Below are 18,815 nucleotides of genomic sequence, written 5' to 3' on the forward strand. Positions count from 1 at the left end.
GTTCCTCCTTTTAGCACGCTTAATCTTGCGCTTCGACGTTCTTGATCGTCTCCATCAACTTCGCTTTCACTTGGGCGACAGATTGACCTTCGATTTGCGTCGCGGCATTGGACAAATGCCCGCCGCCACCGAGTTGTTCCATGATCACTTGCACATTGATATCGCCAAGACTCCGCGCAGAGATCCCCACGCGTGAATCAGGCCGGCGAGTGATCACAAAACTCGCATCGATGCCGCTTAACGACAACAAGGTATCTGCTGCTTGGGCAGCGATCACAGGGTCGTAAGGCGTGCTTTCTTCACCAATACATAATGCCATATTGTCACTGATCATTTCAACGCTATCGATCAAGTGATTCTTTTGAATGTAGCTTTCCACTGATTCTTTCAACAAGTTCTGGGCTAACAAGCCATCAGCGCCGACAGACCGCAAATAACTGGCGGCATCAAAGGTCCGCGTCCCAGTCCGCAGTGAAAATGATTTGGTATCGACGGTGATCCCCGCTAACATCGCCGTGGCTTCAAGTTTGGATACGCCGCTAGTATTCGTCGGCTGGTACTCAAACATTTCGGTGATCAATTCACAAGTGGAGCTCGCATAAGGTTCAATATACACCAGCATCGGATTTTCTGGGAACTCTTCCCCACGGCGATGGTGGTCGATGATCACGGTACGTGCTGCTAAGCGATCATACAATTGTGGCGCCGTGGTGATCGAAGGTTTGGAGTGATCGACCATCACCAACAGGCTTTGACTCGTCGCTTGGGCTAACGCTGCTTCCGGTGTCACGATCGCATTGGCAATTTCTGGATCTTGACCAACGCGGCCCATCAACCGCTCGACGTCTGAATGCAATTGTTCAGGATTGATCACGACATAACATTCTTTGCCGTTCATTTGAGCAATGCGCCGGATCCCCAACGCGGCACCAACCGCATCCATATCTGGACGTTGATGACCGACGACAAAAATTTTGTCCGTTTGTTTGAACAATTCTTGCAACGCTTGGGAGATCATCCGCGCACGCACCCGCGTCCGCTTGGCCATCGGGTTGGTTTTCCCGCCGTAAAAACGGGCTTGTTCGCCTTTAGCGCGAACCACCACTTGGTCACCACCACGACCTAACGCTAAGTCCAAGTTAGATTGTGAGGTCACTGCCAACCGTGCTAAATCAGAATCGCCATAAGCGATCCCGACAGACAAGGTCAGTGGATAGTTCTGCTTGGACGTTTCCACTCGGATCGTATCCAAGATCTTGAACTTGTCGGCTTCAACTTGTTGCAAGGCTTGCACATACGCCACCATCAAAAAGCGATCATTGGCGATGCGCTTAACGAACATCCCATAGTCATTGGCCCAATCAGATAATTGGTTGGTGACATAAGAATTTAGGTTCGTCACCGTTTGATCATCAAGTGTTTGGGTGATTTCATCATAGTTATCCAAGAAAATCTGCCCGATCACAACACGTTCATTTTCCGCGCGGGCTTCGATTTTGGCATAACGGGTGATATCCATCAAATACACGACGCCAATGGACTTTTGAATGATCATTTCAAAATCATGATCGGCCCAGCGAATCGTTTGCAAAGTGTTGGTGTCGAGATTATCGGCAACCAATTTCCCCAAATCTGCATCAATGTCACCGAGCTTTTGGCCAAGCAATTCAGTGTCATCAAAATATTGCTGCAAGTAAGGGTTCGCCCATTCGACTGTGAGGTCTTTGTCATACAACAAGATCCCCACTGGCATTTTGATCAAGGCTTCTTGTTCCCCACGTTTAATGCGGTAAGCCAAGTTAGAAATATATTTATTTGTATTGTTCGAGATCGTCACTAAGCCGTAGAATACGGATACCACCAGGCCTAGCAGAAACAGTAACATTAACAGTGCCAAGCCAGGCTTAATAAAGCTGGCGATGACGACAACTAAGACGGCCAGCACCACCATCACCCCTGCGGCATAGCGCAGGCGGATGTCTTCTAGAAATGCTGGGAATTTGATCTTAGCAAGAAAATTCTTCATGCGCACAAACTGCCTTTCGAAAACGTGATCTGGATTAACCAATTCTTAAGCTATTTTACCACAGTCCTCAACTTATCGCCTGATAGCGCTTCAAAATATCCATTGTGTGTTTTCGACTCGAAAAACCGTGGGCTACGTAGTGGAAGTGATTTGAAACCACAAAAACAAGCCATCCGTAGATGACTTGCGATCACACTTATTTAGGTTGGATCAACCCCATGGCATCCATGGTTTCAGCGATTTGCATGGAGTTCCAAGCAGCGCCTTTCAACAAGTTGTCTGAAACATTCCACATGTGGAAAAAGCCTGGGTTTTCAGCATCTTCACGAATGCGGCCGACGTACACGTCACGCGTTCCTTCAGCGATCGCTGGTTGTGGGTAGATTTGATGTGCAGGATCATCTTGGACGATCACACCAGGGGCCCCAGTCAATGCTGCGCGGATGTCATCGGCAGTAGCGTTTTGATCGTCGACTTCAAAGTACACTTCTTCACCATGTGAAACCGGGACTGGGACGCGAACACAAGTGGCAGTGACTTTCAGTTCTGGGTCGTCCATGTCGCCTTTCATGATTTTCTTGGTTTCATGGATCATTTTCCATTCTTCATGGGTGTAGGCGTCGTCTTCAAACACATCAATTTGAGGCAATAAGTTGAACGCCATTTGGTAATGCTTCTTGTCGCCAGACACTGGCAGAATTTCTGGGGTAACTTTAGCGACATCGCCGTCTAAATAAGCTTGGGATTCAGCAGCTAATTCGTTTAACGCACGTTGGCCAGCACCACCGACGGCTTGATAAGTCGATACCATGATCCGCTTTAAGCCGAATGCTTTGCGAATTGGTTCAAGGGCCACGACCATTTGAATCGTGGAGCAGTTCGGGTTGGCAATGATGCCATGATGGGTGCGTAAGGCTTCAGGGTTCACTTCTGGTACAACTAACGGAATTTCTGGATCCATTCGAAATGCCGAGGTGTTATCCACCACGATCGCACCAGCTTTCACAGCACTAGGCGCAAACCGCTTGGATACGGAACCACCGGCAGAAAACAATGCAATGTCGATCCCTGCAAAGGAATCATCAGTCAATTCTTCAACAGTCAATTCAGTATCACCATAAGGCAACTTTTTACCTGCAGAACGCTTAGAAGCCAACGCTTTGACACTGACGATTGGTAGTGGTGATTGTTCGACCATTTTCAACATCCGCGTCCCAACGGCCCCGGTTGCCCCAACAACTGCTGCGTGATATCCACTCATGATGATTTCCTCCAAAATTTAAATTGTTTTCACTAATCCATGTACCGGTAATTCGGCGACAAAACGATCGTAATCGGCTTGTTCACCAGTATCTGTTGCTTGAGCCCCGTCAAAATTCCCGGCTTGTAAACTAGCTTCTGGAATTTCAATCGTATGCGTTACTGTGGCATTGCCGATCAATTCGATCCAATACTCGCCTTGTTCTTGATGGACATTAGTTTGCACTTTGCCACCAGGGTTATAAACGGTGATCAACTGATCTAACGCTGCAACTTCAGGATGAGTCAGCACTAACGCTAAGCTCGTCGCCGACATCCCAGTCCCACAAGCATTGGTGAAGCCGACGCCACGTTCATAAGTCCGAGCAAAAATTGTTTGTGGTCCCATGATCGCAGCAAAGGTCACATTCACCCCTTCTGGGAAATAAGGATTTGGTGCGTTCAACCGTTTGCCGATGTCACCGATCGCTTCACCATTCAACTCTTCCTCTGACACAAAAGCAATCAAATGTGGATTAGGTACGGCAATGGCAGTGAATTTAAAGCTGGGGTGAATTTCTGGCAATACTTGATCGATGATCTCATCATGTCCCAGTTGTGCAAATGGCAAGTCCGCCGCTTTAAAGCTGACTGGTGAGATCTCAACGCCAAAGGCTGGCACCCCTTTAGCAAGGTCGGCACTTTGATGAACCCGCAAAGCCGTTTCTGCAGTTTGGACGACGAATTCGGTGTCACCAGTTTGCTCAGCCAAGTACCGTGATACGGTCCGCAAGCCGTTGCCACACATTTTGGCATAGGTGCCATCGGCGTTGATCACCGTCATCCGCCCTGCCGCATGTTCGTCAGGTGATACCACCAACAAACCGTCAGCGCCATCCAGCAAACCGTCTTTAGCGGTGATGGTTTTGGTTAAGTTCACCAAGGTATCCGCTGGAAGCGGCGTATCGAATTGACTTTGATCTAGCAAGAAGAAGTGATTCATCGAGCCGTGAACTTTTAACAACTGTGCCATGGCTAACCCTCCATTTGTTGATTGACTGGAATGAAAAAGGCGTTATAAATTGCTTGAACGGCGGTGTTGGCTTGTGTTTTAGACGTGCCTAACATCAACGAAATTTGACTGGCGCCTTCGTTGATCATCGTCACATGCACATTGGCCATGACCAGCGGCGTGAGGACGCGTTGGATCAACCCGATGCGCTTGGCCATCCCTTCGCCAACAACCATGGTGATCGCGTAATCATCGATCCATTGCAACACATCTGGATGCATTTTCGCTTGGATCTCTTGGCAAAGCGTCGTCCGCAACTCTGGTGTCAGTTGGCGATTGTCGAAAATGATGGTCAAATCATCGATCCCACTAGGCATATGTTCATAGTTGATGCCGTGGTCATAAAAGATCTGCAACAATTTCAAGGTGAAGCCGACTTCTTTGTTCAACAAGTAGCGGTGCAAGTAAATCGCGGAAAAATGATCCGACGACACGATCCCAGTCACCGCATGTTGTGGTGTGAACCCAGCTTCCGGCACGATCATGGTGCCAGCGTGAGTAGGATGATTGGTGTTTTTCAAGTTGATCGGGATCTGACCGTCGATTGCTGGCAAAATCGCTTCATCATGGAACACACCGAAGCCGCCATAAGACAGTTCTCGCATTTCCCGATAAGTCATTTTGGCAATTGGGGCAGGATTTTTCACCACCCGCGGATCTGCGGCAAACACCCCATCAACATCAGTGAAGTTCTCATACAAATCAGCGTTGAAGCCGCGACTTAAAATCGCCCCGGTGATATCTGAGCCCCCGCGAGAAAAGGTCGCGATCCGTCCAGCTTCAGTATACCCATAAAACCCCGGTACCACCAAGATTCCATCAGGTCGATCGAACTTGGCCAAGTTCGCATAAGTTTCATTTTGAACTTCAGCGTCATTGGGCACATCAGAAACCACTAAGCCGATCGTTTTCGGCTCGCCATAAACAGCATGGCTGCCAGCGGCGTTCAACACCGCCGTCAACAGATAACCGTTGAGCTTTTCGCCGTGCGCTTTGAATGCTGCCATTTGATAATCAGCATCAGGAAATTTCTCAGTGGCTAAGGATTCTAGTTCTGCTTGGATATGCTTTAACACCCCAGCAGCTAATTGATAATGATCAGCAATTTCAGCATAACGGCTGACGATTTCAGCGACAGTATCAGAGAATGCGGCGTGCGCTTGGACTTGGTCGCAGTAGCGGATCAACAAGTCAGTGACTTTAGTGTCGCCATGGTCGCGTTTACCAGGAGCTGAAGTCACAACGACTTGACGTTGTGGGTCTGCTTGCATGATCGCCACGACTTTTTCAAATTGCTTGCTATCGGCTAAACTGGAGCCGCCAAACTTAACTACGCGCATGATTTAAACGCCCTTTCATGATAAAACAATGTGAACCTGGTGATTTGAGTTGAAGTCTATCACACATTCTTCGGTAATCCTAGCACCAGTTTTTGAATTAAATGCGTAATTTTCTGGCATTATTAGTACAAAAAACTTTCACAAATTAAATTTGACGTGACGTAAGTTTTATTATAGACTCATGATAAATGAGATAGAGGTTGCGACCAACATCAGTAACTTAAACGAGCAGTCCACGCTGTGATGACTTTAAGTGAAAGGGGCGGTCGCCGAAACGCTGGCACAGTGGGTGCGTCAGTTGTTGGGGTAGACGCGAAAAGCGGCTACACTGTCGTCGAATATCGACGGGGCGCTATCCAAACAATCGGACTCCAGTGTATGAATGAGACCCTTGTTTTGGTAGATGCCAAAACTGGGCCTTATTTTTTTATCTCGCTAAAGGAGAATGCAACATGTCAGATCCCACAAATGATGCTGGCCACTTGACCATCGGTGGCGTTGATAGCTTACAACTTGCTGAACAATTTCAAACCCCGCTATATGTCTATGACGTATCCGCGATCCGCACACAGATCCGCGCGTTCAAACGCGTTTTTGAAGCCCAACATTTCAATTACGCCGTAAGCTACGCGTCAAAAGCGTTTGCCACTATCGCGATGTACCAAGTCGCAAAACAAGAAGCTTGCCATGTTGATGTGGTTTCTGGCGGCGAACTATACACCGCCGCGCAAGCGAACTTTCCAATGGCAGATATTTCTTTTCATGGCAACAACAAATCTGAACAAGAATTACGTGAAGCCTTAGCGTTAAACGTTGGCACCATCGTCGTCGACAATTTCTATGAATTGCAACTGCTTGGTAACTTGTTAGCAGAAACCCCTGAACGCACCCAAGACATTTTATTGCGGGTGACCCCAGGGATCTCTGCACACACACACGCCTATATCTCTACCGGTCAAACCGATTCCAAATTCGGCTTTGACGTCGATTCTGGTTTAGCCTTCAAGGCGGCGAAGTTAGCTTTAGCCAATCCCCAATTCAATTTGTTAGGCATTCACGCCCATATCGGCAGTCAGATCTTTGACGTCGCCGGCTTCATCGGCGCCACCCAAAAGCTTGCAGGCATTTTGAAAGATTGGCATGAACAACTCGACTACACGCCATCGGTGTTAAACGTTGGCGGCGGATTTGGGATCGCCTATACCAAAGATGATGACCCGATCCCGGCAGAAGACTTCGTTGAAGCGATCCTGAAAACCTTGCGCGCTCAGAACTTACCTTTTGCCTTACCAGCAGTGTGGATCGAACCAGGTCGCTCGATCGTCGGGCCTGCAGGATATCAACTGTATACCGTCGGCTCTAGCAAAAATGTTGACGGCTTGCGGCCATACATCGCCGTTGACGGTGGAATGGGCGACAACTTACGCCCTGCCCTTTATCAAGCGGAATACGAAGCGGTCAAAGCAAACGACCCCAATGCGACGCCCACACAAGATGTCCATTTAGTCGGGAAGTATTGTGAATCAGGCGATATTTTGATCGATCATGCGCATTTGCCACAAGTGCAGCCTGGTGATGTCCTCGCAGTTAAAAGCTGTGGGGCTTACGGTTACTCAATGGCCTCAAATTATAACCGCAATCCCATTCCCGCTGTAGTTTTCGCAGAAAATGGTAAAGCCAAGTTAGTCGTGCGTCGCCAAAGTTACGCCGACCTCACCCGAAACGATTTAAGCTACGACTAAGCTGCAAGTTTTAAACTCAACTCACGTCTTTAAATAAGAAAGGAATTTTTCCATGCCAACTTTAGATACCCAAACTGTCATCAACACCATCGCCAACGCCAAGAAAACCACCCCAGTCAAAGTTTATCTCAAAGGCGACCTCGCTGATTTACAATTTCCTGCTAACGTCCACAATTTTTCCTGCAAGCACACTGGCACGGTGATCGGCGATTGGGCAGACATTCAACCAGTACTCACCGCTAACGCTGATAAAATCTCTGATCAAGTCGTTGAAGCGGCCGGTCGCAACACCGGTGTCCCAATGCTTGATGTTCGCAACTACAACGCCCGCATCGAACCTGGCGCGATCATTCGCGATCAAGTGGCGATCGGTGATAACGCAGTGATCATGATGGGTGCCATCATCAACATCGGCGCTGAAATCGGTGAAGGTTCCATGATCGACATGGGCGCCGTGCTTGGCGGTCGCGCATTTGTCGGCAAACATTGCCATATCGGCGCCGGTACGGTGTTAGCTGGTGTCATCGAACCTGCTAGTGCTGAACCGGTCCGCGTCGGCGACAACGTGATGATCGGTGCTAACGCCGTCGTCCTTGAAGGGGTACAAATCGGTGAAGGCGCTGTGGTTGCCGCAGGTGCTGTGGTCATTGAAGACGTCCCTGCCAATGCGGTGGTTGCTGGCGTCCCTGCTAAAGTGATCAAAGTCGCTAACGATCAAACTCGCGATAAGACGGCGTTGGTTGACGCCTTGCGGAAGTTGTAAGCCATGATCGATTTAATCAAGATCCGCCGCGACTTACATCAAATGCCTGAACTGGCGCTTCATGAAGTACAAACGCACGACTACCTATTAAAGACGGTTAAAAGTTTTCCCCAAACGTGGTTGACGATCCGCGAGGTGCCAGAACTGCCCACCGCTTTACTGGTGAAAGTCTCAGGCACTGCGCCTAAGCGTACCATCGGCTATCGTGCTGACATCGATGCTTTGCCAGTCACTGAAAACACTGGCTTGCCGTTTAGTTCCAAGCATGCAGGCATTGCCCATGCTTGCGGACATGATATGCATATGACCGTCGCTTTAGGAGTGCTGAGTCATTTTGCAAAACACCAACCAAAAGATGATTTGATCTTTTTCTTCCAACCAGCAGAAGAAGCGGAATACGGTGGCAAACGTGCTTATGATCTTGGGGTTTTTGCAGATGATTGGCACGTTGATGAATTCTACGGACTCCATGATCGCCCAGACTTACCAGCTGGTGCGATCGGCACGAACCCTGGCACCTTGTTTGCGGGTACGACTGAGATCAACGTCGATATCATCGGCCGCGGCGGTCATGCCGCTTTTCCTCAAAATGCCAACGACGCAGTTGTCGCAGCGGCATATTTCATCACCCAAGTGCAAACTATCGTCTCTCGCAACATTGCACCAACTGATTCAGCGGTGATCACCTTAGGGAAGTTGCAAGCTGGTACTATTCGCAACGTGATCGCTGATCATGCGCGCATTGAAGGCACCTTACGCGGCTTCACTCAACAGGCGATCATCTATTTGCAAGGGCGGTTGAAACAAGTCGCACAAGGGGTGGCAGAAAGTTTTGATTGTGAGGTCAACATTGAACTCAATCAAGGCGGCTACTATCCAGTTGAAAATAATCCTGAATTGACCCGCGACTTCATGGCTTACATGCAAGCACAACCTGACGTGAACTTCATCGAAACCCCTGGGGTGATGACTGGTGAAGATTTCGGCTACTTATTAAATAAAATTCCTGGCACCATGTTTTGGTTAGGCGTCAATGATTCTCATGAATTACACTCGGCTGAGTTAAATCCTGATGAATCGGCGCTGGTTCCTGGTGTCAACGCGATTTGCGGCTTTTTGGCCCATCGTATGAGTGAGTGAAAGAAGGCAAAACTATGTTAAAGGCACATTTGATCACGGCGATCGTCACACCGTTTAATGAACATGACGACATCGATTACACGGTTTTGGAACACTTGACCAACCACTTGATCGCACAAGGCTCTGACGGCTTTGTGATCGGCGGCACCACTGGTGAAGGCCCTACCTTGACCCCTGCTGAAAAAACCGAATTATTCACCCGTTTTGCTGAAATCGTCGGCGACCGTGCGGCGGTGATCGCAAACGTCGGCTCCAACAACACCAAAGCTTCCGTTGAACTGGCAAAACAAGTTTCTTCTATTAAAAACGTCGATGGTTTGCTGGTGGTCGTGCCTTACTACAACAAGCCTAACCAAGATGGGATGATCGCTCACTTTACTGCCGTCGCTGATGCGGCATCAAAGCCGGTAGTGATCTATAATATTCCTGGACGCACAGGCGTGAACATGCAAGTGGCAACTGTTGCTAAGCTCGCTCAACATCCTAACATTCAAGGTATCAAGCAATGCGGCGATTTAAACAGCTTCTCTGCGATTGTTGACGCCACGCCTGATGACTTCAACGTCTGGACTGGTGAAGATGCCCAATTCATTGACGTCCAAACCCTTGGTGGTGCTGGCGTGATCTCTGTGGCCAGCCACTTGTATTGCGGCGAAATGGCACAAGCTTTAAGTGCTTTACAAACAGGTGACTTGCAAACTGTCGCCAGCTTGCAACGCGACTTATTGCCGAAGATGAGTGCCTTATTTGCTTGGCCATCCCCTGCACCGACTAAGGCCGCATTGAATGCGACTGGCTTTGCCGTTGGTGCGCCACGCCTACCACTGTTACCATTAACCACTGAACAAGAATCCCAACTCGCTGAACGCCTTGGCGTCACCCATTTACAGGAGGCATAATTTATGATCAACGTTTTAGTCGCCGGTTTCCCTGGCGCCATGGGTCAAAAAGTCGTCAATATGCTTAAAGCCCATGATGATTTCAAACTCACTGCAATTTTCAATCCGGTAGTATTAGATCTCGATCCAACTCAATATGGTTTGGATCCTGACGTCAAAGTTTGGCATTCCTATGATGAAATTGAAGCCGGTGTTGCCGATGTTTGGGTCGACTTTACTACCCCAAAAGCAGTCGCTCAAAACATCGAAGCCGCCATCAATCATGGCATTCATCCTGTCGTCGGCACTAGCGGCATGGCCGCTGACGATCAAAAGCGGGTGATCGCTTTGGCTGCTGAAAAGCATGTCGGCGGCTTGATCGCCCCAAACTTCGGAATCTCTGCCGTGTTATTGATGCAATTCGCCGCCCAGGCTGCCAAGTACTTCCCAGATGCTGAAGTGATCGAAATGCATCACGAAGACAAACTCGATGCCCCATCAGGTACAGCCCGTGCAACTGCGGAAATGATCGCCAAAGCCCGCACCGCCCAACCGCGTCCAACGACTGACGATCCCGCCCATGGTGAAAAAATCGACGGTGTCCCAGTGCACGCTGTCCGTTTACCAGGTTATGTCGCCCATGAACAAGTTTTGTTCGGGGCTCCTGGTGAAGCGTTGACCATTCGCCAAGACTCATTTGATCGCGAATCCTTCATGTCTGGCGTCGCCGTTGCCATTAGCAAAGTCCAACAACTCGATACCTTAGTGGTTGGCTTAGAACATCTCCTATAACGTCAAAACCCCGCTACGAATTTCACATCGTAGCGGGGTTTTATCGTTAACGATCGCCGTAAAAGCGATCTTTTTTGCCTTGTTTAATAATATGCGCAAAGGTGCCATCAAGCATCACCGACGCTTTGTGGATCATTGACGCTTGTGATTCTTGCAAGTCATTTTCCAACCATTGCGTGACTTGGGCGGCGATCGCGTGACCATAGAAATTCTTGATGGCTTCTCGCAACAGTGGTGGTGTGAAGGGATCGATAGAATCAACCACCCCGGTGACCATTTCGCCGGCGTAGTGATACAACACATCATCAAGGGCCGAGCGACTCAGCGAACGGAAAGTGTTTTGACAAAACTGGCGGTTGGTCGCGATATACGTCAGCATCAACTGATAAGCTTCTTGCCAATGATCGATCGAACTTTCCCGCCGCAACGCCACGATCACATCTTGTTGATATACCCAATCGAGCAGCGAGTGAATATCGTCAAAATGATAATAAAAGGTATTGCGGTTGATATGCGCGGCTTCCGCTAATTTATCGATGGTGATGTGATCAAGGCTGGTGGTTTGCATCATGGTTTTTAATGTTTGCGCAAGGACCTGTTTGGTCGTCATCGTCGGCATCTTCACACCTGCTTTCGCGTTTTATTATACCGCGACGAAAACAAGGGAACAATTGACGGGTGTGGCCTAATCAACAGAAAAGCCGTCACTGCTTTAGCGGTAACGGCCTTTTCTGGTTCAACAAAATTATGGGCTCTCAATATTTGATTACTTGGAGCCGACGTTTTCAACAGCGCAACGGCATCAGGAGAGTCCTACTGTCGCCATGCTTCAAACGCTTTTTTAATGCGATCAAAATCGACTTCAGCGGTCGATGAAAAGACGATATCCGCTTCATGTAAAATTTCAGCATCACCAATACCCACCGCAAACATTCCGGCAGCTTTGATTCCTTTGACACCTGCTTCTGCATCTTCGAAGCCGATGGTCGACGCATAGGGACTAGAAATTAAATCGGCCGCCGCTTCGAAAATGTCCGGTGCCGGTTTACCGTGTTTAAGCGTACCTGGATCCACCACTTTGGCAAGTAAGGCTTGCAAGTGTAACTGCTGAATAATAAACGGCGCATTGAACGATGCAGAAGCAACTGCCAATGGATAGTGCTTTTGATCTAATAAATTGAGAAAATCGGCCATCCCTGGTAGGATATCCGCCGGGGTCATGCTTTGAATCAAAGTCTGATAACGCTGGTTTTTCTCAGTGGCAATGCGTTGCTTCTCAGCTTGAGAGTACTTTCCTTCTTGATGCGCAAAGGTAATGATTGCATCAAGTGAGTCCATTCGGCTACGACCTTTAAGCAATTCATTCACTGCTGGCGTAATTGTCACACCAAAATTAGCCTGTGCTGCCTCCTTCCATGCCAAATAGTGATATTTTGCAGTATCTGTGATCACACCATCCATATCAAATACAAAGCCAGTAATATCTGCCATACTATGCTTCCTTTCCCGCTACTTGTTTAGCAACACCATCAATTATCACGTTCAACGTTGGACCGGAAGTCACTTCGACCTTAGTTGTCCCATGGCGTAAATCGATCATCAATGACCGCCCACGATATTGAATCGCAAATCGCAAGCGCTGCCATTTTTGGGGAAGCCGATTAGTTACCGCTAGATGATCTTGCTGCGCTTGCAATCCCGCAAAACCATAGGCCATACTCATCCAGCTCCCGCCTAAGTTGGCCATGTGGAGTCCATCTTTGGTATTACCTTGTAAATCGTTCAAATCTAACAAAGCAGAGTCCATGAAAAACTCAAACGCCTCTTCGTCATGACCGATATTTGCTGCCAGTATCGCGTAAGCACTCTTAGAAAGTGATGAATCATGCGTCGCCAGCTTTAAATAATATTGATAATCCTGTTGTTTTTGCGCCATCGACTTGGCATCCGGGAACAGCAGATCCGTCATCAACTCGTCAGGTTGCTTATTCACCTGATAGCGATAAATCGTTAGTGGGTGAAAATGCAACAATAATGGATACTGATGTTTCTCCGTAGTTTCAAAGGGCCAAATCGGTTTATTTAAAAAGGTATCATCTTGTGGGGTCACGCCGTTGACAGGCTGTGGCAGATACATTTGTTCAGCTGCATGTTGAATGGCACTCAAAGTTTCCGTGCTAATTGTCATTGAGGTCTTATCCCTAAACAGGTGATAGTATCGCAAAAAGTTCGACATGTTGGCTTGAGCCATTTTGTTGGTGTAATAGTTGTTGTCCACGATAGCCGTATATTCATCGGGGCCAGTCACATCATGTAACATAAATTGAGAATTCTGGTTCCATGCCCCAAAATTCAACCAAAATTCAGCGGTTTCTTTGAGGATCGGTAACCCATAATTCAACATAAACTCCTGATCTTGAGTCACTTCATAATATTGCACCACTGCATAAGCGATATCAGCATCTAGATGGTACTGCGCGGTTCCTGCCGGGAAAAAGGCGCTGGCTTCTTCTCCGTTGATTGAGCGCCAAGCAAAAAGTGCCCCTGCTTTTACGCCTAATTCTCTTGCTCGCACTCGCGCTTTTGGCAATTGATGGTAGCGAAATTCCAATAAGCGCCGAGCGATCTTAGGTTGCGTAAAAGTAAAGAACGGAAGCATATACATTTCTGTATCCCAAAAGAAATGTCCTTCATACCCAGGGCCAGAAACCCCTTTGGCGGCAATGCTGTATTGTCCGGTTCGATTTGCCGATTGTGTCAGTTGAAATAAGTTAAAATGCAAACCTGAAGATAATTGATCATCACCTTGAATCTCAACCGCAGCATTCTTCCAAAATTGTTGCCAGTACTGCTGCGTTCTTTCTGCTAAGCCAGGGGTGATCGGTGCAAACTCAGCAGTGTCGGCTATTTGCACCGAATAAATGGCCTTTAGGCTTTCCCCAGGGTGTAGCGCTTTTGTTTGACTCAGCTGAGTCTTTGATTGAATCTGAACATATTTATGCGCTGCACCTTCAGATGCTTCCACAACTTGTAACAATGATTGCTCATCACGTTTCAAGGTGGTGACTTTCACCGCTAACGCTCTCATCACCATTCTTGGGTCTGATTCAATATCAGTTTCACCAGCAATGATTTCAAGCGGTTGCTTACGCATTACCACGGTGCCAGAATAATCCTCACTAGTTAGTTGATATCGAATTTCAAACGCCGATAGATCTTCTTTAGTTTGACCAACAATCGTGTCCAAACGTAACTGTAAAGTTCCTGAAGAACTTGGAAAGCGGAGCTGGTACAACATCTGACAGGCACCTGTTTGCATGTCTAAGTTCGCTGTCTTTAAGGCAATCGTTTCGGCAGCTTCACCTTGGTCATTTCGGATCTCGATATCACGCAATGACGGCAATGACACAATCGTTTGATGGTACTTTGCATAACCTACTGCCGCTTCACCATAAATAATTGGTGTTTTGACATAAAAGCCATTGATGATCGTCCCTGCTTGGTGTTTCAAAGGATCCGTTGCGCGAACGCCAAAATTACCATTACCTTGAGAAAATAATGTGGCAATGGTTTCATCATCACGAGCTTTAGTATTGGATAAATCAAGCTGATACACTTTTGGCATCTCATCACCTCCTAATTAATGATCCATTGGTAGTCCGCCAGTGCTTTCACGCTGAATAAAATCATAGTCACTGTAAACATGACCAATATTTGGCGCCAAACGTTTCTGTAATAGTTTGTCCACCAGTCCGGCTGCGGTATAACCAATTTTATCCATGTGCTGTTCAATGGTACTGATCGGGGGCTGAGAATACTCGGTGGCCCCAATATTATCAAAACCGACCAGTTCGCAGTCGCGTGGAATTTGCTTGCCCGCGGCCCGTAAAGCCACCATTGCACCAATCGCCATGGCATCACTTGCACACACCACCGCATCAATTTCTGGGTGTTGCTTTAAAGCTTCTTGAAGCTTTTTTGTCGCCAAATCAATTTCAAAGTCAGCATATAACACCCCGTCATCAGGTAAAACTAGGCCGGCTTCAGCAACTGCTTGTCGAAACCCTTCTTCACGTAGCGCGCTGACTTGGGCGGCATGCGTCCCATTGATCATGACTGGATGCTTTCGTCCATGCTTAAGGATGGTTTGCGTCGCCTCTCGCTCAGCAGCCACGTTATCAATTGAAATGGACACGACATTTGCGCCAGGGATCTCTAAATCAATCATGACAACAGGAGTCTCTCCTGCCGCGATTTGTCCGAGATAAGGGTCGTCAATATGCATGCCTTGCACGACTGCACCATCAACATTTCGCTCTAAGCAAAACTGACCAAAAGTTTTTTCATGCTGTAATTTCGTTGACGTCGGGTATAAAACAAATTGCATCCCATGTTCATTGCAATATTGATATACACCTAATATCGTTTGCATTGAAACGCCATCAAAACGATCGGCGACAATGTCATTCAAAATGACTGCCACAGTTTTAAGCGATTTTGAAGATAAAGTTCGAGCGGCGACGTTTGGGGTATAACCTAATTTATCCGCTGCAGCGAGCACCTTTTTTTTGGTGGCTTCACTAATATCTTGATAGTGATTAAAGACCCGTGATACAGTGCTCACTGTCACCCCTGCAGCTTTTGCAACATCATAAATTTTTACTGCCATCAGTTTCCCTCAATTAATAAGAAAGCCGGGATGATTTTCTATCCCGACTTTCCGATCTGCATCATTTTTCATTATCCATCCGAATCCCTTGTAGGAAGAATTTATTAAAGATAATGTATAACAGCACAATGGGCAGAATCGAAATAATACTTGCAGCCATTGTATGATCCCATCGTACACCTGCTTGTTGATTAGTAAAAGACTGTAACCCTAAAGTTAAAGTGTATTTTGTCGGTGTCGTAATATACAACATTGGTTGCATAAAATTGTTCCAAAATCCCATAAAGGTAAAGATGGCCTGCGTTGCAATGGATGGTCGCGCCAAAGGAAATACAATTCTAAAGAAGGTTTGAACGCGACTAAGGCCATCGATACTTGCCGCTTCTTCAACATCCTTAGGGAAGGATAGGAAGAACTGACGCATCATGAAGATATTGCCAATATTAATGGCAGCCGGCAAGATCAATGATTGATAGGTATCCAACATCCCCAGATTCATCAAGATCAAGTAGTTCGGAATCAGAAGCACTTGAGCTGGAATCATCATTAAGGTCAAAAACATATAGTAGATCCGCTGACGTCCAGGAAATTGTAATCTTGCTAACGCATAACCGGCCATCGTGTTCAAGAAAATGTTGATCACCGTACCTAACACTGAAACAATCACTGAGTTGAGGAACCAACGTGGAAATAATGCAGAGGTTCCAAACATGTAACGATAGTTATCAAGGGTGAAGGCTTTAGGAATCAAGCTCATATTGCCGCTCACAATGACGCGCAATGGTTCAAACGACGCTGATAAAGCCCAAAGGAATGGATAAAGTGTAATCAGCGCGTATAAGATCATCACGACATACAATATGACACGACCGATTTTATTTTTTTTCACAACCATCCCTCCTTACATATCTTTCAAACCGTTGCCACCGTTCAGCTTTTCAGCTAAACGGGCGACAATATAAATGACGATAGCCAAGAAAATTGCTAGTGCACAAGCATAGCCCATAGTATTCATTTGGCCAAAAGCATATTGATAAACCATTAAGGCAACTGTCAAAGTCGAGTTGTCTGGTCCGCCTGACCCATTGGAGAAAATATAGGCTTGATCAAACATTTGAAACGTGCCGATGATCCCCATTAATAGCACGTAAGTCGTGATTGGTCGTAGATAAGGCACTGTGATATTCAATAGTTTCTGCCATGAACTTGCACCATCCATATCCGCAGCTTCATACAGTGAATCAGGTAAGTCAACTAACGATGCTAAGTAAACCGTCATAAAGTTTGGCACCGTTGACCAGATATTCATCACCATGATGACTTTCAATGCATATTCCGGTTGTTGCAAAAAGTTGATGGGATCATGGTAAAGTCCCAACCCTGTAAAGAAGCCATTGACAGGGCCGTTGATATTGAAGATAAACATAAAGATCAACGTCAATGCAGCACTGGAAGTTAATGTTGGCAAGAAGTAAATCAATCGAAATAGCTTTTTAAATTTAATCGATTTATTACTCAAGGCATAAGCGATAAGCAACGCGAAAAAGGTTTGCGTTGGCACCACTACCAATGAAAACAATGCAGTATTTTTTAATGCAGTCAGCGCGATTCCATCTGTGAAAATATTGGTATAGTTCTTCAATCCACGGAATGTATAAGTCTGACTATACATGTTCACCTTATTGAAAGACATGTACAACGCAAATGCGATTGCCGCGAGGAAGAACACTAACACAATAATGATCGCCGGTAGCAAGAAAGCATATCCTTGAACAGCTTCTGCTTGACCACGAGTCAAATGAAATCGGCGTTTCTTTGATGGATTCGTCTGAGCTTCCATATCTACGACACCTCCGATACGTACTGATTAACTACTTAGACTTACTGATTGCGGCATTGGCTTGCTTATCCGCTTGGGTCATCGCTGCTTTCAAGGCAGTTTGGCCAGTCAATGCTTTGGCAACAAAGTTTTGATAGGAAGTGTTAACGGTCACTAACGTCGTCCCATCTTGCCATACTGTCGAATACTTGTTGGCATTCAAATGCACGTTCAAGGCTGCATTAGCCGTTAATTTAGCTGCTTTGGCAACGTCTGGACGACTTGGCAAGGTCCCAGTCGTTTCGATATACTTCTTCATGACATTCTTGGAGGTAACATACTTGATCCAAGCATTAGCTAATGGCTTTACTTTGGAGTTTGCGTATTCGCCCCAACCAACAGTAAAGATCATCCCACCTTGCTTGCCTTCATAGCTAAGCATCGGCAGTACTGTAAAGTTGGTCTTGTATTGCTTCTTTTGAACTTGATAAGTCCAGTTACCTTCTTCCATCAAAGCCACTTTGCCGGCCCCAAAGGCAGTCCCGTTATCGCCTTGACCAATATCTTTTGGTGTCACTGCAGCGCCTGTCGCAACTAATTGCTTATACATATCAAGGTTTTTAACCACAGCATCACTGGCTAAGTTAGCATCACCATTGGCTTTAATTGGGGTGCCGCCATTGTGTTGTAAAATATACAAGTTACGAGCAAGATCTTGGTTGTAGCTCCAAGCCTTCACTTTGTTCTTGCCATATGCCGCATCCAATTTTGCTTGGAATCCCGGCAACCATTTGATCAGATCTTCATACGTCTTTGGAACGCTAGAAACATCGACACCGGCTTTTTTGAAGATATCGTTATTGGCGTAAATTGCCAAAGTAGAGGTGTCTTTTGGTGCCCCATAGACTTTACCTTTAGTCGAAAAAGCTTTAGTTAACGTTGGATAGAAATTATCAGTATTGATGGTGTTTTTATCTAATGCTTGCAAGACCCCTTGTTTTTGGAAGAATGGATACATCGAAGAATCCATATACCAAACATCAGGAGCACGATGCCCAGCTAAATCAGCTTGAATCTGAGTATTGAAGTCTGTGTAGACTTTTTCTGTGACCTTGGCTCCGGTTTTCTTTTCGAAGCCTTTGACCATGTCACTCATACCCTTTTTTTCTTGATCTGAGCCAAGCCAGATCCCGATTTTTAAATTCTGCCCTTTAAAATCGGTTGAATTCGAGCTGCTAGAGTTCGATTTATTCCCACATGCTGCTAAGGCTAATGCTGCAACTGCAACAGTTGCCAACGCCATAAACCGCTTATGCATTTTTTTCATTTGAATTA

The 18,815-nt window shown here is 46.7% G+C and carries 16 protein-coding genes and 1 riboswitch; of the genes, 5 read left to right on the forward strand and 11 right to left on the reverse strand.

The features are described 5' to 3' along the window. Nucleotides 1-19: 19 nt before the first annotated feature. From EKM92_RS05685 to EKM92_RS05700, 4 genes are all read right to left on the reverse strand, one after another. Nucleotides 20-2,026: a DHH family phosphoesterase gene (locus EKM92_RS05685; protein ID WP_125708786.1), complete on the reverse strand. Its 2,007-nt coding sequence runs from the start codon at nucleotides 2,024-2,026 to the stop codon at nucleotides 20-22. A 196-nt stretch (nucleotides 2,027-2,222) separates the two neighbouring features. Then, on the reverse strand, nucleotides 2,223-3,287 hold the full coding sequence (locus EKM92_RS05690) for an aspartate-semialdehyde dehydrogenase (RefSeq protein ID WP_125708787.1): 1,065 nt from the start codon (nucleotides 3,285-3,287) through the stop codon (nucleotides 2,223-2,225). Between the two features lie 18 nt (nucleotides 3,288-3,305). Continuing rightward, nucleotides 3,306-4,298 (reverse strand): diaminopimelate epimerase, encoded by a 993-nt coding sequence (gene dapF, locus EKM92_RS05695; RefSeq protein WP_125708789.1) that lies wholly within the window; start codon nucleotides 4,296-4,298, stop codon nucleotides 3,306-3,308. A gap of 2 nt (nucleotides 4,299-4,300) precedes the next feature. Then, nucleotides 4,301-5,677, reverse strand: coding sequence for an aspartate kinase (locus tag EKM92_RS05700; RefSeq protein ID WP_125708791.1), 1,377 nt, complete (start codon nucleotides 5,675-5,677; stop codon nucleotides 4,301-4,303). A 186-nt stretch (nucleotides 5,678-5,863) separates the two neighbouring features. Continuing rightward, a riboswitch (Lysine riboswitch) is annotated at nucleotides 5,864-6,040 on the forward strand. An 89-nt stretch (nucleotides 6,041-6,129) separates the two neighbouring features. Between EKM92_RS05700 and lysA the strand changes: the two genes are divergently transcribed. The 5 genes from lysA to dapB are packed head-to-tail and all read left to right on the forward strand — an operon-like array spanning nucleotide 6,130 to nucleotide 10,992. After that, a complete protein-coding gene (lysA, locus tag EKM92_RS05705) occupies nucleotides 6,130-7,419 on the forward strand; it encodes a diaminopimelate decarboxylase (RefSeq protein WP_125708794.1) in 1,290 nt (429 codons plus the stop codon). 52 nt (nucleotides 7,420-7,471) lie between these two features. Next, on the forward strand, nucleotides 7,472-8,182 hold the full coding sequence (dapD, locus tag EKM92_RS05710; protein WP_125708796.1) for a 2,3,4,5-tetrahydropyridine-2,6-dicarboxylate N-acetyltransferase: 711 nt from the start codon (nucleotides 7,472-7,474) through the stop codon (nucleotides 8,180-8,182). A gap of 3 nt (nucleotides 8,183-8,185) precedes the next feature. Continuing rightward, nucleotides 8,186-9,322 (forward strand): N-acetyldiaminopimelate deacetylase, encoded by a 1,137-nt coding sequence (locus EKM92_RS05715; RefSeq protein ID WP_125708798.1) that lies wholly within the window; start codon nucleotides 8,186-8,188, stop codon nucleotides 9,320-9,322. 14 nt (nucleotides 9,323-9,336) lie between these two features. Continuing rightward, entirely contained in the window at nucleotides 9,337-10,221 is an 885-nt protein-coding gene (gene dapA / locus EKM92_RS05720; protein ID WP_125708800.1) for a 4-hydroxy-tetrahydrodipicolinate synthase, read from the forward strand. Nucleotides 10,222-10,224: 3 nt separating this feature from the next. After that, nucleotides 10,225-10,992 (forward strand): 4-hydroxy-tetrahydrodipicolinate reductase, encoded by a 768-nt coding sequence (dapB, locus tag EKM92_RS05725; RefSeq protein WP_125708802.1) that lies wholly within the window; start codon nucleotides 10,225-10,227, stop codon nucleotides 10,990-10,992. A 46-nt stretch (nucleotides 10,993-11,038) separates the two neighbouring features. On the opposite strand, the gene EKM92_RS05730 is transcribed toward dapB, so the two are convergent. From EKM92_RS05730 to EKM92_RS05760, 7 genes are all read right to left on the reverse strand, one after another. Continuing rightward, on the reverse strand, nucleotides 11,039-11,611 hold the full coding sequence (locus tag EKM92_RS05730; RefSeq protein ID WP_125708804.1) for a TetR/AcrR family transcriptional regulator: 573 nt from the start codon (nucleotides 11,609-11,611) through the stop codon (nucleotides 11,039-11,041). A 194-nt stretch (nucleotides 11,612-11,805) separates the two neighbouring features. After that, on the reverse strand, nucleotides 11,806-12,483 hold the full coding sequence (gene pgmB / locus EKM92_RS05735) for a beta-phosphoglucomutase (RefSeq protein ID WP_125708806.1): 678 nt from the start codon (nucleotides 12,481-12,483) through the stop codon (nucleotides 11,806-11,808). Nucleotide 12,484: 1 nt separating this feature from the next. Beyond that, nucleotides 12,485-14,617: a glycoside hydrolase family 65 protein gene (locus tag EKM92_RS05740; RefSeq protein WP_125708808.1), complete on the reverse strand. Its 2,133-nt coding sequence runs from the start codon at nucleotides 14,615-14,617 to the stop codon at nucleotides 12,485-12,487. 15 nt (nucleotides 14,618-14,632) lie between these two features. Next, entirely contained in the window at nucleotides 14,633-15,661 is a 1,029-nt protein-coding gene (locus tag EKM92_RS05745) for a LacI family DNA-binding transcriptional regulator (protein WP_125708810.1), read from the reverse strand. Between the two features lie 61 nt (nucleotides 15,662-15,722). After that, nucleotides 15,723-16,556: a carbohydrate ABC transporter permease gene (locus tag EKM92_RS05750; protein ID WP_125708812.1), complete on the reverse strand. Its 834-nt coding sequence runs from the start codon at nucleotides 16,554-16,556 to the stop codon at nucleotides 15,723-15,725. A gap of 6 nt (nucleotides 16,557-16,562) precedes the next feature. Then, nucleotides 16,563-17,501: a carbohydrate ABC transporter permease gene (locus EKM92_RS05755; protein WP_125708814.1), complete on the reverse strand. Its 939-nt coding sequence runs from the start codon at nucleotides 17,499-17,501 to the stop codon at nucleotides 16,563-16,565. A gap of 31 nt (nucleotides 17,502-17,532) precedes the next feature. Continuing rightward, complete coding sequence (locus tag EKM92_RS05760) at nucleotides 17,533-18,807, reverse strand: sugar ABC transporter substrate-binding protein (RefSeq protein ID WP_125708816.1); 1,275 nt, start codon at nucleotides 18,805-18,807, stop codon at nucleotides 17,533-17,535. Between the last annotated feature and the right edge of the window lie 8 nt (nucleotides 18,808-18,815).

It is taken from the genome of Lacticaseibacillus porcinae (genome assembly GCF_003946305.1).
GTDB lineage: Bacteria > Bacillota > Bacilli > Lactobacillales > Lactobacillaceae > Lacticaseibacillus > Lacticaseibacillus porcinae.